Source organism: Rhizobium sp. IBUN, assembly GCF_000510625.1.
Taxonomy (GTDB): domain Bacteria; phylum Pseudomonadota; class Alphaproteobacteria; order Rhizobiales; family Rhizobiaceae; genus Rhizobium; species Rhizobium altiplani.
Window position 1 is genome coordinate 91,013 of the sequence record NZ_AZNV01000019.1, and the last position, 13,913, is coordinate 104,925.

Here is a 13,913-nt window from a genome sequence, read left to right on the forward strand (position 1 = left end):
CCCCTAGTGCTTGACTGCGCCTTCCGTGAGTGCGCGTACGAAGTATCGTTGCAGGACGAGGAACAGGACCACGACGGGCACGCTCATCATGAAGCTGGCCGCCATCAGGCCCGGAAAGTCCGTTGTATTTTCCGAAAAGAAGCGCTGGATGCCGACGGGCAGTGTCAACTGCTCGTTCTTGGATAGGAAGGTGTAGGCGTAGATGTACTCGTTCCACGCGCCAATGAAGGAGTAGATCGCCGTGGCGATGATGCCTGGCGTCGAGAGCGGCATCACGATGAGGATAAATGCCTGGAACCGCGTGGCCCCGTCGATGCGCGCCGCCTGCTCGAGTTGCACCGGGATGTTGTCGTAGAAGCCCTTGAGGAGCCAGATTGCCAGCGGCAGGCCGAATGTGAGGTAGGTGAGGATGAGCGACCCATGCGTGTTCACGAGTCCGATCGCGCGCATCAGGATGAAGAGCGGTACGAGAAAGATCACTGCCGGAAACATGTTCCGAAGCAAGACGGTGAAGAACAGAAAGTTCCGGCCCGGGAAGGTGAAGCGTGAAAAGGCGTAGGCCGCAGGAACTGCCACGATCACAGAAAGGATGGTTGTGGCGGTGGCGACGAAAAGGCTGTTCCAGAAGAAGCGCAGGAAGTCCTGGCCGACGCTGTTTTGCGGGTCGAGCAGCTTCTGGTAGCTGGCGAGCGTGGGTTGGTCCGGCCACCATTGCGGCGGGAATTGCATGGCCGCGAAACCTGACTTGATCGAGGTGATCAGCATCCAGATCATCGGTAATGCGGTGTAAAGCAGCATGAACACAAGGAAGATGCGTCCGCCCCAGCGCCATCCATCAATGCGCCTACGGCGGCGCGCCTGGCTTCGATGAGCAGTTTCGGCAATCGTGCTCATTCATTTCCATCCTTCTGCTCGTTGCCGCTCAGTGCGCGGACGTAGAAGTAGCCGAGCGACATCAGGATCAGGAACAGCAGCACAGAATAGGCCGATGCCACCCCCCAACGCTGGCGGCCGAAGGCGAGTTCATAGATGTGGGTGATCCAGATATGCGATGCATTCGACGGCCCGCCGCCGGTCATGATCCAGGGGATGATGAAGGAATTGAAGTTGGCCACCGCCAGCAGAAGGATCGTCACCGTCGAAACGTTTCTCAGGTGCGGAAAGGTGACGTGCCAGAACCGCTGCCATGCATTGGCCCCGTCGACTTTTGCGGCGCGCAGCAACTGGTCGGGAACCGTCTGCAGGCCGGCCATCATCATGATCATCGCAAATGGAAACTCTCGCCAGATATTGACGACGATCAGTGAGGGCAGCACCGTGCTGACGCTGTCGATGAAATTCGGCGGCCGGTCGGCCAGTCCGAGGCCGACAAGCACCGCGCCAATGATCCCGAAGTCCGAATGGTAGATCCACTTCCAGATATAGGACGCGGCAACGGCGCTGATGACCCAGGGAATGATCAGGATGGCACGCAGGATGCCCCGGCCGACAAAGTCGCGATGGAGCGCCAGGGCACAGGCAAATCCAAGGACAAATGAGATGAAGGTCGATCCCAGTGTCCAGATGAGAGTGTTCGAGGTGACCTTCCAGAATACCGGACTTGTGAGGATGGCGATGTAGTTGTCGAGGCCGACGAAGATCTTGTCCCGAAGCTGCAGGCCAGGCGGTGTATTGAAGAACGACAGCTCGATCGTGTAGTAGATCGGGTAGGCTATGACGACAAGCATCACGGCAATCGCGGGAAGCACGTAGGCGTAGTCAGCGCGATGCTCCCACATCTTTCGCAGCACGCCGGACCTGTCGGGGTGCAGTCTTCGGCTAACCTCGGCCTTGCCAGTCAAGATCGTCACTGTGCCGCACCCTTGTTCTTTTGAGCAAACCGGCTGCGATCAGCGCAGCCGGTCAGATCGTCAGGCCCGGACTAGAGTCCGCCATCCGTCAGGTCTTTTACCTTCTTGGCTGCGTCGTCCGCTGCTTGGTCGACGGTCATGGCTCCGGTCAGGGCATTCTGCAGCATGTCCGGGACGATGATGTTCATGATCTCGGGGGACTGCGGCAGCGCCGGGAACGGGATGCCGTATGGCAGCATCGAGGTCGTGACATCGAGGAACTTGATGCTGTCCAGACGTTCCTTCATCCATTTGGTCTTGAAGCCGTTAAGATTTCCCGGGTTCGAGCCGGCATAGGCCATCTTCAGCGACCATTCGGGGCTCGTCCACATGCAGATGATAGCCTTTGCAGCCGGCTCGTCTACCTTGCCGCCCTCCACATATTCGGGCTTCAGGATATGAATGTTGGAGCCGCCAAACACGACGGCACGCTTGCCGTCCGGGCCGGTGGGAATGAGGCCATAGCGCATGTTGTCGATTACCGTCTGCGCCTTGACCTTGTCGGTATCCGTCGCCTTTTTCTGCAGGTCGAGCATGACGTTGTAGTCGGACGGGTGCGAGATCATCATGCCGAGCTGGCCGGCGAGGAAGAGGGGCTGGTTGTCGGCCTGCTGGTTGGTAAGTGCCGAAACCGGAACCGACTTGTCGCGCACGTACATATCGTAGGAAGCTTGCAGGGCCGCCTTGCTCTGCGGTGAGTTCAGCTCGACCACCTTATACGTCGGGTTGGCCGTCGCTTCGTCGAAGACGCCGCCGCCATAGGCCCACAGCTGAGGCATGAAGCGGTACGGTGTATTTCCGGCATTCTTGCGCGCCACGAGGCCATAACCGGCAATGCCGAGCTTGTCGTGGATCTGCTTGGAATACTTGACGACGTCGTCCCAGGTTGCTGGAGCCTTGTCCGGATCAAGGCCTGCACGCTTGAAGATATCGGCGTTCCAGATGAACGCCATCGTTTCGTTGTTGGTGGGAATGCCGTAGGTCACCCCATCCCAGGTTACAGCCTTCATTGCGCCCGGCCAGAAATCCTCGGTCGAATACCCTACATCCTCGGGTTTGAGCGGCTGCAAATATCCCTTTGCGGCGAACTCCGTGCCGCCGAGGATCTGCAGGCGGACCGCCATCGGTGCTGCATTGCCAAGGAGTGCGGTCCGGAACTTGTCCAGCAGGTCGTTATAGGTGAGAGCCTGTTCCTCAAGCTGGATGTTTGGATAGGTTTTGCGGAAGGTCTGGAAGAAGTCCTTGTAATATTCGCGCAGGAGGTCGGGGTCGCCCTCGAACACGCCCTGATACCAGAAAGTCAGTCGCCCCTTGTAGTCGAGCGGGGTGACCTTGGCGCAATCGCCCGCCGTGTCAAAATCCTGAGTGCCGGCAATGGAGCGCACATATTGCGGCGACCACTTGCTCAAATCGATCGACGCACCGAGCGCCGACGCAGACATCAACGATATCATCAAGGCGGTTGAGACAGTGCCGCGCAGGACGGCACCTCCGAGTGAAATCCTCGTCATAGGTATCCTCCGGGTTCGCTCCCATGCCGCCCTGCCTCAAGGCGAGCGGTCTTTTGCTCCTCGGCCCCAGGACGTTTGTATCCAGTGTATGCCTTAAAGCTAATCATACGTTTTCAGATCGTCGATTGCCTGTCAACCGGCGAAATCGTACATTGTTTGGAGGAGCTTCGCGTGATACTTAAGAAATGCGTGTATTAATTGGGGACAGTCTTGGCCGATACGAGCGCTTTCAAAGCACAGCCACCCGAAGGGATCGACGCGATCGGGGCCTCCAGCGAGGGTGCCTCGCTCTATCAGCTGATCAGGGAAGACATCATCGAAGGGCGGCTCGCCGCCAACGAACGGCTCGTGGTCACCGATCTCGCCCGACGTCACGGCACCTCGACCAACCCCGTGCGCGAGGCTCTGCAACTGCTGCGCGGGGAGGGCTTTGTGACCCTTGTTCCCAATCGCGGAGCGCGCGTCCGGCCGATTGATCAGGATTTTGTTCGGGACATCTACGAGATCGGAGTCTTGATCGAGCCGGCACTGACACGATGGTTCGTCAGCATGGCGACTGTCGAAGACATTGCTGAACTCGAACGCATCCAGGCGCTGATTGAAGAGAACGACTTCGCCGATACGCTCAGGCACAGTGAGCTCGACACCGCCTTTCACACCGTAATGTACCAGAGGCACTATAACCGCCATGCCGCCGAGCTTTGGTGGAAGCATCGCGAAGTGCTCCGGGCCGTGAGCCGGCGTTTCAACTTCACACTCGCCCGGCGCGCGGCGATCCTTAGCGAGCATCGAGAGCTCATCGAGCACGTAAAGGCGGGCAACGCGAACGAGGCAGCCGAGCTTATTGCGCGCCATGTGGAGGGCTCCGGCCGACACATCCTCGAACACATGCGTGCACGCAACGCCGCTCGGGCAGGATAGAAAAGATCGCCTGGAATATCGTTATCCCGACCACTTCGGATAAAGGCAGTTGAGATGAAAATCACCAGCGTGCGGCCGTGGCTGATCAAGTCCGAGGCTTCTTATTGGGGAGAGTTTCTGTTCGTCGAGGTGACGACAGATGAGGGGGTGAGCGGCTGGGGAGAGATCACCACCACGACAAGGCTTGCCAATCGCGCCCTCTGCACGATCCTGCGGCAGATCGGTGCCGCAGTGACGGGCGAGGACCCGGCGCGTATCGAGTATCTCTGGCACAAGATATTCCGCAGCTTCACCTATATGGGCAGTCGCGGGGCCGCGGTCGAATGCGTGAGCGCCATTGACATTGCTCTCTGGGACATACGAGGCAAGGTACTCGGCAAGCCGATTTACGAGCTGTTGGGCGGATCGGTACGCGATGAAATCGCGCTCTACACCCACCCCAACCAGGCCAAATTTACCAGCAAGGAGGCTGTCGTCCGCGAAATTCGCGACATCGTCGAATCCGGCCACACTGCGCTCAAGTTCGATCCTTTCCCCTACCAAGGCCGCAATTCCGAGGGGCAGCCTCGCGAACAGCGGGACGGATACCTCGATGGCAGCATGTCCCGCAAGGACGAGCGCGAAGCCGCCGAACTCACGGCTCTGATCCGGGAAACGGCAGGCTCTGATGTCGACATTCTCATCGATGCGCATGGCCGGTTCGACGTTCCGACCGCCATTCGCCTTTGTCGAAGCCTCGAGGAAGCTGGTCAGATCGACTGGTTCGAGGAGCCCTGTCCGCCGGAGAGCCTCAACGCTCTCCGACAGGTCCGTGAGAAGGTCAGCGCCGCCATCTCCTGGGGCGAGCGCGGCCACACCAAGTGGGATTTCGTGCCGGTGCTCGAAAACAGGCTCGCTGACTACATCATGCCTGATGTCACCTGGACCGGCGGCATTACTGAACTCAAGAAGATTTCTGCCCTGTGCGAAGCCTACTACATCCCGGTCTCGCCGCATGACGCCGCAGGGCCGATCAACGTGGTTGCGGGAGCGCAGGTGATGATGACCGTTCCCAATTTCTACAAGCTCGAAACGTCGGAGTGGAACCTCGGCAAATACGATCACCTCATCGACAGACCGCTCGATGTTTCGAACGGTAGCCTCAAGCTTTCGCCGAGGCCCGGTCTCGGCGTTGAAATGAACCGCGACTATCTTCAAGACCACGAGATAGAGTTGGCCTAGCAACGCTCTACGCCGCCCCCGCAAGCGCGGCGACGAGCCCCACCCACCAGAACGAGGACAAGTCATGCCAGAGGCAGATGGAGCCGACGAGGCGCTCAATCGGGTGAACATGCATTCCAAGCCGTCCGACCTTCGCATCACCGACATGCGGGTAGCCGAAATTGTCGGCGCGCCGTTCACCTCGGTGCTGCTCAAGATTTACACCAACCAGGGCATCGTCGGGCTTGGCGAGGTGCGTGACGGTGCCAGCGCCACCTATGCCCTGATGCTGAAGAGCCGGTTGCTTGGCGAGAACCCTTGCAACATCGATCGACTGTTTCGCCGGATCAAGCAGTTCGGCGGGCACGGCCGGCAGGGCGGTGGCGTATCGGCGGTTGAAATCGCGTTGTGGGATCTGGCCGGCAAGGCCTATGGCGTCCCCATCTACCAGATGCTCGGCGGCCGGTTTCGGGAAAAAGTGCGCGTCTACTGCGATACCGACGCCACCGTGCCGAGCGGCACCGAGACAGGAAAGCGCCTCAAGCAGCGCATGGAGCTCGGCTTCACCTTCCTCAAGATGGATCTTGGGCTGATGCAGATCGCGGATGTGCCCGGTGCGGTCGTGTTTCCGGCCGGCTCACTGGAAGGCTACCGCCACAGTCCCACTCGCGGGCCGCTGAAGACCAATGACGAGCGGCGCATCCGCAACGCTGCGTACGATTTGCATAACGTCCAGCACCCGTTTACCGGCCTTCACTTTTCCGACAAGGGCCTCGACCTGCTTGAGCAATACATCGCCGAGGTTCGGGAGGTCATCGGCATGGACGTGCCGCTCGCGATCGACCATATCGGCCATATCTCGTTGCAGAACGGCATTCGCCTCGCCAGGCGAATTGAAAAATACGTGCCAGCCTGGCTCGAGGATGTGATCCCTTGGCAATACACCGAGCAGTACCAGCGACTGCAGGACGCCACCACGGTGCCGATCTGCACCGGCGAGGATATCTATCTCAAGGAGGGCTTCGAGCCTCTGCTCAAGAGCGGCGGCGTCTCCGTTATCCACCCGGACCTGCTCACCAGCGGGGGCATCCTCGAGACCAAGAAGATTGGCGATATGGCGCAGGACGATGGTGTCGCCATGGCCATCCATATGGCAGAAAGTCCAATCGCCGCAATGGCTGCGGCACATGTCGCGACCGCGACCGAAAATTTCATGGCGCTCGAATACCACTCCGCCGATGTCGACTGGTGGGACGATATCGTCACGGGCCTTCCCAAACCGCTGGTGAAGAACGGCTTCATTACTGTTCCGGACAAGCCGGGGCTGGGGATTGACGACGTCGTCGACGAGGTGATCTCGCGGCATCTGCAGCCGGGTGTCACCGGCATTTGGCAGCCTACGGATCACTGGGACAATGAGTATTCCTGGGATCGCACCTGGAGCTGAGGAAAAAGGAACGAAGATGAAGATCACCGATCTGCGCTGCGCCGTTATCGGCAAGCACCCGATCGTCCGCATCGTTACGGACGAGGGCCTCTATGGCCTGGGCGAAGTCGAATTCACCAAGTCCTACCTCAAGCCCTTTGTGCTGCATTTCCGTGAGGCGCTGGTCGGCGAGGACCCGACCGACGTCGAGAGAATAATGCTGAAGATCCGCCAACGCGGCTCTTTCAAGCCGTACGGCGCCGCGGTGAGCGCTATTGAACATGCGTTGTGGGATATTGCTGGCAAGGCCGCGGGCGTGCCCGCCTATAAGCTGCTCGGCGGCAAGGTGCGGGACAAGGTGCGCGTCTACAACGGCTCGGTTCGCCAAAAACGCACGGGCGACCGGCCGGAGGATTACGCCGCTGACGTCAAGTGGATGATGGAGCAGCCGCAGAACTTCTTCATGATCAAGCAAGGGATCTCGTTCCACTCCAACATGAAGGACACGATCGAGGGCTTCCACTACGGCGTGACGCAGAAGAAGGCCGGCTATCACGGCGCCATGGATCAGGGTATGATCAGCGAGCGCGGTTTCAATCACATGATCGACTGCGTGATCGCAATGAAGGAAGTGCTGGGCGACAAGGTCAGCCTGGCGCTCGACTGCGGCCCCGGCTGGATGCTGCCCGATGCGATCAAGTTCGCCCGCGCGGTCGAAAAGTACAATTTGATGTGGCTCGAGGACATGCTGACTGGCGACTACGTGCCATGGGTCAATCCGCAGGCCTATCGGGAGCTGACAACCTCCACCTCGACGCCAATCCACACTGGTGAGCAGATCTACCTGCGACACAATTTCAAGGAGCTGATCGAAACGCAGGCGGTACGCGTCATCGGCCCCGATCCAGCCGATGTCGGAGGCATTGCCGAGCTCAAATGGGTCGCCGAGCACGCCTACATGCACTCGATCCTGATGGCGCCGCACGGCACTGCCAACGGTCTGCTCGGCCTCGGCGCGTTGATCAATGTCTGCGCCACCTTGCCGGCAAATTACATCGCTTTCGAATATCCCACCGCCTCCGATCCCTGGTGGGAGGATCTGGTAATCGGCTTGCCGCCCCAGATCGTGAAGGACAGCATGGTGGACCTGCTGGAAGCGCCGGGGCTCGGCCTCGATATCGACGCTGAAGCGGCCAGGAGATATCTGAGGGAAGAGGATGCGGGCTTTTTCGACTGAAGCGTTGTCCACTTGCCCGCAGCAGCGATAGGAGCGGCGAAACCAGTCCGCGTCTTCTATATTCCCGCGTCCTCAGGGGCGGCTTCTCAAATCGTGTTCCATATACAACTGACCACTATTCCTCGAATACCTTGCCGGTGCGAGCCTCGAGCCGGTAGCGGTTGCCGGGATAGATGAGCCGGGCGGTGGAGACGACGTGCCGCCCGGACCAGGTGCGGCGGCGGATGGCCAGGCAAGGCTCGCTCTTCAGGATCGTCAGGAGCTTGCACTCCCAGGACTGCGGCATGGCCGCCTCGACGATGTGCTCGGATCCGCTCAGCGGGGCGGCAGCCGTCAGATAGGCGTTTGGGGTCAGGGAGGCAAAGTCCTGCGCCAGATAGTCGGGGGCTGCTGCCGGATTGACGAACCGGTCTTCGATCTGCACCGGCACGCCGTTTTCGCTGTGCACGATCAGGGAGTGAAAGACGGGTGCGCCGATGTCGAGCTCCAGTGCGTCGGCCGTCTCGGGAGATGCTGTCTCTTGCGCCAGAACCACCACCGAGGCCTCATGCGCGTTGCCGCGCTCAGCAATCTCTTCGGCAATATTGCGCACCTCGAACAGGGCCGAATACCCCTTGCGCTCCGCGACAAAGGAGCCGACGCCCTGGATGCGAACCAGCTCGCCTTCGTTTGCGAGCTCACGCAATGCCCTGTTGGCGGTCATCTTGCTGACGCCGAGTTCGTTCACCAGTTCGTTTTCGGAAGGCACGCGATGTTTCGGAGGCCACTCGCCGCTATGGATGCGGTCGAGTATCATCTGCTTGACGCCGGCGTAGAGCGGTGCGGTATCGTTATCCCTCATCATCTCGCTTGGACGCTTCATTGCCTATTCCCTTTGCAATCGCGGAATCCGCTCGATAAGTCGACTTTCCTCTTGCATAACACAAAATATCTCATATGGTACCATATACAACCTCTCGAAAGATCGATCAACAAGATCGGCGTCGAGCAAGCCGGCGAAGACCGGTGTCGGACCGCAAGGTCAATCGTCACTTCAGAGGAGATAGAACCAATGAAATTCAGCGCGCTTCTTCTTTCCAGCGCCTTTGCGCTCTCGGCCTTCGTCGCGCCCGTCGCCGCCAAGGACTGGAAGACGGCCACCATTACGCTTGAGGGGGCCTATGCGCCCTGGAACATGACCAATGCCGACGGCACGCTCGGTGGCTTCGAGCCCGAACTTGCCAAGGTTTTGTGCGAACGTGCCAAGATCGACTGCAAGCTCGTCGCATCCGACTGGGATGGCATGATCCCGGCACTCAATGCCGGCAAATTCGACGTCATCATGGATGCGCTGTCGATCACCGATGACCGCAAGAAGGTCATCGGCTTCACCATCCCTTATGCTGCGACGCCGGCCGCTTTCGCGACCGCCAAGGACAGCCCGCTTGCCAATGCAGCCGGTACCGGTGCGACGATCAAGATGACGCCCGGCCAGACCGGCGTTAAGGAAGTCGATGCGCTGAAGGAGGCCTTCAAGGGCAAAACGATCGGAATTCAGGCCGCGACCGTTTACGCGAAGTTCGTTTACGACAATTTCGGCGATATCGCCGAGATCCGCGAGTACAAGACCGGCGCCGACCGCGATCTCGATCTGCAGAACGGCCGTATTGATCTTGGCTTCGACGATGCCGTGTATTTCGCCAATGCCTTCCAGTCCGCAAACGACACGCTGGCCTTTACCGGCCCCGAGATCGTTGGCCCGATCTGGGGCGAGGGCGAGGGTCTCGGCATCCGCCAGGCCGATACCGACCTTCGTGACAAGTTCAACGAAGCGATCAAGTCCGCACTCGCCGACGGTACCGTGAAGAACCTCTCGATGAAGTGGTTCAAGGTCGACGTCAGCCCGCAGAACTGATTTCCGGCTAAGGCCGGAGGTCCCGGTCTCCGGCTTCAAGGCCGGGGACCGCATGCTATTCTGACACCGCCGGGACAGCGGCGGGCGCGGGGAACATGATATGGCTACACTGGAACTGATTGGGTTCGGCTCGACCGGATGGGGGGCGCTGCTTCTGCTCGCCGCGTTGATGACGCTTGCCGTGACCGCAAGCGCGCTTGCGATCGGCGCGGTGCTCGGCGCGATAATCTCTGCTGCCAAGCTCTCCGGCAAGGCTTGGCTTGTTGCGCTCGGCAACGTCTACACGACGGTCTTTCGCGGTGTGCCGGAATTGCTGATCATCTACCTGATCTATTTCGGAGGGTCCTCCGCAGTCACCTCGATCGGCAAGGCGATGGGCTATGAGGGCTTCCTCGGGCTGCCGTCGTTTCTGGCCGGTGCTTTGGCTGTGGGGATCATCTCCGGTGCCTATCAGGCGGAAGTATTCCGCGGGGCGTACCTTGCCATTTCCAAGGGTGAATTGGAGGCGGCATCAGCGATCGGCATGCATCGCGGTCTGCGCTTTCGCCGGATCATCATTCCGCAGGTGCTGCGCTTCGCAATCCCCGGTCTCGGCAACGTCTGGCAGCTCAGCCTCAAGGATTCCGCACTGATCTCGGTGACCGGTTTGGCGGAACTTATGCGCACCAGCCAGGTCGCCGCCGGTTCGACACGACAGTATTTCCTGTTCTTCATCGTCGGCGGCATCCTCTACCTGATCCTGACAAGCCTCTCCGACCGGGTTTTCAATGGCGCAGAGCGGCGCGCCAATCGCAGCATGCCGACAGCGGCCATGGGAAAGGCGTGAGGTAACACGATGGATTTCGCTTTTCTCGCCCAAACGATGACGACCCTGCTCAAAGCCGTCCCGATGACCTTGGCTCTGTTCTCCCTCTCGGTCTTCTTCGGTGGTCTTCTGGCCCTGCTGATCGTCTGGATGCGTGTCGCCGGCAATCCGGTGCTGTCGTCGATTGCCAAGGGATATATCTTCATCTTTCGCGGCTCGCCGCTGCTGATCCAGATGTTCCTCGTCTTTTATGGCCTCGGCCAGTTCGGCTTCATCCGCTATTCCTTCCTTTGGCCGTTCCTGCGTGAACCGTTCGTTTGTGCGGTACTGTCACTGGCACTCTGCACCGCCGGCTATTCTGCCGAGATCTTCCGTGGTGGCATTCGCGCCGTCTCGCCGCGCGAGATCGAGGCCGCTCGCTCGATCGGCATGTCCGGTGCTCTTCTCGTGCGCCGCATCCTGGCGCCGATCGCATTCCGGCACGCGCTTCCGGCCTACTCCACCGAGATCGTCCTGATGATGAAATCGACGGCACTCGCAAGCCTGGTCACCGTATGGGAAGTGACCGGCGTGGCACAGCGGCTGATCTCGCAAACATACCGCACGATGGAAGTGTTCCTCTGTGCGGCGATCATCTATCTCGTTCTCAACTTCATCATCCTGCAGGCGATGTCCCTGCTTGAATATTCGCTCTCGCGACACCGCCGTGCGATCCCGCCGGCGCTGAAAGCCTGAGAGCCCTCCGGACACGATTGGAGCTTCCATGCCAGGCGTTACCCGACTTTCCGTCCGCAACATCCGCAAAAGCTTCGGCACGCACGAGGTCTTGCGTGGCATCTCGCTCGATGCCGAGGATGGCGACGTCATTTCCCTGCTCGGTGCCTCGGGTTCCGGCAAGTCCACCTTCCTGCGCTGCATCAACCTGTTGGAAACGGCAACCGACGGCGAGATCTGGGTGGATGGCGAGCAGATCCGCATGATCCACAAGGGCGGCACGAGCCGGCCGGCGAGCCAGAAGCAGGTCGACCATATCCGCTCGGAACTGGGCATGGTCTTCCAGTCCTTCAATCTGTGGTCACACATGACGATCCTGCAGAATGTAATCGAGGGACCGGTCCACGTGCTCAAGCGTCCGCGTTCCGAATGCGTCGCCGAGGCAGAGGCGCTTCTCGAAAAGGTCGGCATTGCCGACAAGCGCCACGCCTATCCAGCGCACCTGTCGGGCGGCCAGCAGCAGCGCGCAGCGATCGCCCGGGCACTCGCGATGAAACCGAAAGTCATGCTCTTCGACGAGCCGACGTCGGCGCTTGACCCGGAGCTCGTCGGCGAGGTGTTGCGTGTCATGCGCGCGCTTGCCGAGGAGGGGATGACGATGCTGGTCGTCACGCACGAGATGAGCTTTGCGCGCAATGTTTCCAATCGCGTTGTCTTCATGAAGGAAGGCCTGGTCGAGAGCAGCGGCGCACCGGACGATATGTTCGGGGGAGGCGCGTCACCGGCCTTCCGGCAGTTCATCGGTCATTTCGGAAGCGGGCAATGACGGTCACCATCGACACGCTGATCGGCTGGCGTGACATCGCACGTGTTGCGGCCGGCGAGACACTTGCGCTATCACCCGCAGCCTGGGGTCGCGTCGACAATGCCAGCCGGATCATTGAACGCATTGTCGAGACAGGGATACGTGCCTACGGCATCAATACGGGCGTCGGCGCGCTTTCAGATACGGTCGTCGATCGCAACTCCCAAAGCCGGCTGTCGCGCAACATCGTCCTCAGTCACGCCTGTGGCGTCGGCGAACTCCTGGCGGGCCGCGAGGTCCGGGCAATCATCGCGGCGCAAGTCGCCAATTTCGCGCATGGCCATTCCGGCGTACGGGCGGATATCATCCGCCACCTCACGGCATTTTTGGAGCACGATTGCGTGCCTGATGTCCCGTCGAGGGGCTCAGCCGGTTACCTCACGCACAATGCCCATACTGCGCTCGTCCTCATCGGGGAAGGAAGCGCATCGGTGGCGGGCAAGCGCATGAACGGCCGGGGGGCTCTCGATGCCATTGGTCTTGCTCCACTCGTGCTCGGTGCAAAAGAGGGGTTAAGCCTCGTCAACGGAACGGCCTGTGCAACGGGTTTAGCCAGCGTCGCGCTAGCACGCGCGAACCATCTGCTCGACTGGGCCGATGCTGTGGCGGCCCTGACGCTGGAAGCTTGCGGGTGTCAGATGGCGGCCTTCGACGAGACGGTGCTAGCGCTTCGTCCGTCGCGCGGCATCGCGCATGTCGGCGCTTCCTTGAGGCGGCGCCTGGAGGGCAGCGGGCTGATCGCAGCCGCGCTCGCAAAACGCACGCAGGATGCGCTCAGCCTACGCTCGGTCCCGCACGCCCATGGAGCAGCTCGCGACGTCTTTGACAATGCATCCGACGTTGTCGATCGCGAACTTGCCTCAGTCACCGACAATCCGGCGGTCTCGGGAACACCTGAAAATCCTGTCGTGTCGTCGGAGGCTCATGCCGTGGCGCCAGCCCTCGCGCAGGCGTCCGACGGCCTGGCGATCGCCCTTGCGCAGATATCGGCCATGAGCGAGCGCCGTATGGATCGGCTCGTCAATCCGCTGATCAGCAACCTCCCGCCTTTTCTGGCGAGCGATGCCGGCAGTAATTCCGGCTTCATGATCGCCCAATATACCGCTGCCGCGCTCAGCAACGAGAACCGCAGGCTGGCCGCACCCGCTTCCACCGATGGCGGCGTTACCTCCGGCCTGCAGGAGGATTTTCTCGCGCATCCAACGGCTGCGGCAAATAAGCTCCTTTCGGTCATCGACAACGCCGAATACATTGTCGCCATCGAGTTGATGGCGGCAGCCCAGGCGCATGACTTCCTGGCGTCGACAGCAAAGCGCGCCGACGCCACGGACGCAATCCACCGTGCGGTACGTCAGGTCGTCCCGCATTACGCCGACGATCGCCCGTTGGCTGCCGACATCGAAGCGCTTCGTAGCTTTATCCGGCAAGAAGCACCGCCCGAATTGATCTGA

Annotated in this window: 13 protein-coding genes; 9 read left to right on the top strand and 4 right to left on the bottom strand. The window is 60.4% G+C overall.

All coding sequences use genetic code 11. The annotated features are described in order from the left end of the window. Positions 1-3 precede the first annotated feature (3 nt). From RHIBUN_RS0118205 to RHIBUN_RS0118215, 3 genes are all read right to left on the bottom strand, one after another. A complete protein-coding gene (locus RHIBUN_RS0118205) occupies positions 4-894 on the bottom strand; it encodes a carbohydrate ABC transporter permease (protein ID WP_025660645.1) in 891 nt (296 codons plus the stop codon). Beyond that, positions 891-1,850 (bottom strand): sugar ABC transporter permease, encoded by a 960-nt coding sequence (locus tag RHIBUN_RS0118210; RefSeq protein WP_084659732.1) that lies wholly within the window; start codon positions 1,848-1,850, stop codon positions 891-893. The genes RHIBUN_RS0118205 and RHIBUN_RS0118210 overlap by 4 nt, the downstream gene beginning before the upstream one ends. Positions 1,851-1,921: 71 nt before the next feature. After that, the gene (locus RHIBUN_RS0118215; RefSeq protein WP_025660647.1) at positions 1,922-3,400 is read right to left on the bottom strand and encodes a sugar ABC transporter substrate-binding protein; all 1,479 of its coding nucleotides are present in this window, start codon (positions 3,398-3,400) and stop codon (positions 1,922-1,924) included. A gap of 210 nt (positions 3,401-3,610) precedes the next feature. On the opposite strand from RHIBUN_RS0118215, the gene RHIBUN_RS0118220 reads away from it, so the two are divergent. The 4 genes from RHIBUN_RS0118220 to RHIBUN_RS0118235 all read left to right on the top strand — a co-directional run bounded on the left by RHIBUN_RS0118220 (position 3,611) and on the right by RHIBUN_RS0118235 (position 8,184). After that, a complete protein-coding gene (locus tag RHIBUN_RS0118220) occupies positions 3,611-4,321 on the top strand; it encodes a GntR family transcriptional regulator (RefSeq protein ID WP_025660648.1) in 711 nt (236 codons plus the stop codon). Between the two features lie 54 nt (positions 4,322-4,375). Next, the gene (locus RHIBUN_RS0118225; protein ID WP_025660649.1) at positions 4,376-5,542 is read left to right on the top strand and encodes a mandelate racemase/muconate lactonizing enzyme family protein; all 1,167 of its coding nucleotides are present in this window, start codon (positions 4,376-4,378) and stop codon (positions 5,540-5,542) included. 64 nt (positions 5,543-5,606) lie between these two features. Next, complete coding sequence (locus tag RHIBUN_RS0118230; RefSeq protein ID WP_025660650.1) at positions 5,607-6,968, top strand: mandelate racemase/muconate lactonizing enzyme family protein; 1,362 nt, start codon at positions 5,607-5,609, stop codon at positions 6,966-6,968. A 16-nt stretch (positions 6,969-6,984) separates the two neighbouring features. After that, positions 6,985-8,184 (top strand): mandelate racemase/muconate lactonizing enzyme family protein, encoded by a 1,200-nt coding sequence (locus RHIBUN_RS0118235; protein WP_025660651.1) that lies wholly within the window; start codon positions 6,985-6,987, stop codon positions 8,182-8,184. 115 nt (positions 8,185-8,299) lie between these two features. Here the strand turns inward: RHIBUN_RS0118235 and hutC are convergent, their stop codons facing one another. Next, on the bottom strand, positions 8,300-9,046 hold the full coding sequence (gene hutC, locus RHIBUN_RS0118240) for a histidine utilization repressor (RefSeq protein WP_025660652.1): 747 nt from the start codon (positions 9,044-9,046) through the stop codon (positions 8,300-8,302). Between the two features lie 189 nt (positions 9,047-9,235). On the opposite strand from hutC, the gene RHIBUN_RS0118245 reads away from it, so the two are divergent. From RHIBUN_RS0118245 to hutH, 5 genes are all read left to right on the top strand, one after another. After that, complete coding sequence (locus RHIBUN_RS0118245) at positions 9,236-10,078, top strand: transporter substrate-binding domain-containing protein (RefSeq protein WP_018856020.1); 843 nt, start codon at positions 9,236-9,238, stop codon at positions 10,076-10,078. Positions 10,079-10,178: 100 nt separating this feature from the next. Then, positions 10,179-10,904 carry an ABC transporter permease subunit gene (locus RHIBUN_RS0118250; RefSeq protein ID WP_018856021.1) on the top strand — a complete coding sequence of 242 codons (726 nt, stop codon included), beginning with the start codon at positions 10,179-10,181 and terminating at the stop codon, positions 10,902-10,904. Positions 10,905-10,913: 9 nt separating this feature from the next. After that, positions 10,914-11,618 (top strand): ABC transporter permease subunit, encoded by a 705-nt coding sequence (locus tag RHIBUN_RS0118255; protein ID WP_025660653.1) that lies wholly within the window; start codon positions 10,914-10,916, stop codon positions 11,616-11,618. 28 nt (positions 11,619-11,646) lie between these two features. Then, complete coding sequence (locus RHIBUN_RS0118260; protein ID WP_025660654.1) at positions 11,647-12,423, top strand: ATP-binding cassette domain-containing protein; 777 nt, start codon at positions 11,647-11,649, stop codon at positions 12,421-12,423. After that, positions 12,420-13,913 (top strand): histidine ammonia-lyase, encoded by a 1,494-nt coding sequence (gene hutH, locus RHIBUN_RS0118265; protein ID WP_025660655.1) that lies wholly within the window; start codon positions 12,420-12,422, stop codon positions 13,911-13,913. Before RHIBUN_RS0118260 ends, hutH begins: the two co-directional genes overlap by 4 nt.

Bases quoted from the DNA above. Each gene is read 5' to 3' on its own strand.
- hutC (WP_025660652.1), bottom strand. From the start codon at position 9,046: ATGAAGCGTCCAAGCGAGATGATGAGGGATAACGATACCGCACCGCTC.
- RHIBUN_RS0118235 (WP_025660651.1), top strand. From the start codon at position 6,985: ATGAAGATCACCGATCTGCGCTGCGCCGTTATCGGCAAGCACCCGATC.
- RHIBUN_RS0118245 (WP_018856020.1), top strand. From the start codon at position 9,236: ATGAAATTCAGCGCGCTTCTTCTTTCCAGCGCCTTTGCGCTCTCGGCC.
- RHIBUN_RS0118215 (WP_025660647.1), bottom strand. From the start codon at position 3,400: ATGACGAGGATTTCACTCGGAGGTGCCGTCCTGCGCGGCACTGTCTCA.
- RHIBUN_RS0118205 (WP_025660645.1), bottom strand. From the start codon at position 894: ATGAGCACGATTGCCGAAACTGCTCATCGAAGCCAGGCGCGCCGCCGT.
- RHIBUN_RS0118225 (WP_025660649.1), top strand. From the start codon at position 4,376: ATGAAAATCACCAGCGTGCGGCCGTGGCTGATCAAGTCCGAGGCTTCT.
- RHIBUN_RS0118260 (WP_025660654.1), top strand. From the start codon at position 11,647: ATGCCAGGCGTTACCCGACTTTCCGTCCGCAACATCCGCAAAAGCTTC.
- RHIBUN_RS0118250 (WP_018856021.1), top strand. From the start codon at position 10,179: ATGGCTACACTGGAACTGATTGGGTTCGGCTCGACCGGATGGGGGGCG.
- hutH (WP_025660655.1), top strand. From the start codon at position 12,420: ATGACGGTCACCATCGACACGCTGATCGGCTGGCGTGACATCGCACGT.
- RHIBUN_RS0118230 (WP_025660650.1), top strand. From the start codon at position 5,607: ATGCCAGAGGCAGATGGAGCCGACGAGGCGCTCAATCGGGTGAACATG.
- RHIBUN_RS0118255 (WP_025660653.1), top strand. From the start codon at position 10,914: ATGGATTTCGCTTTTCTCGCCCAAACGATGACGACCCTGCTCAAAGCC.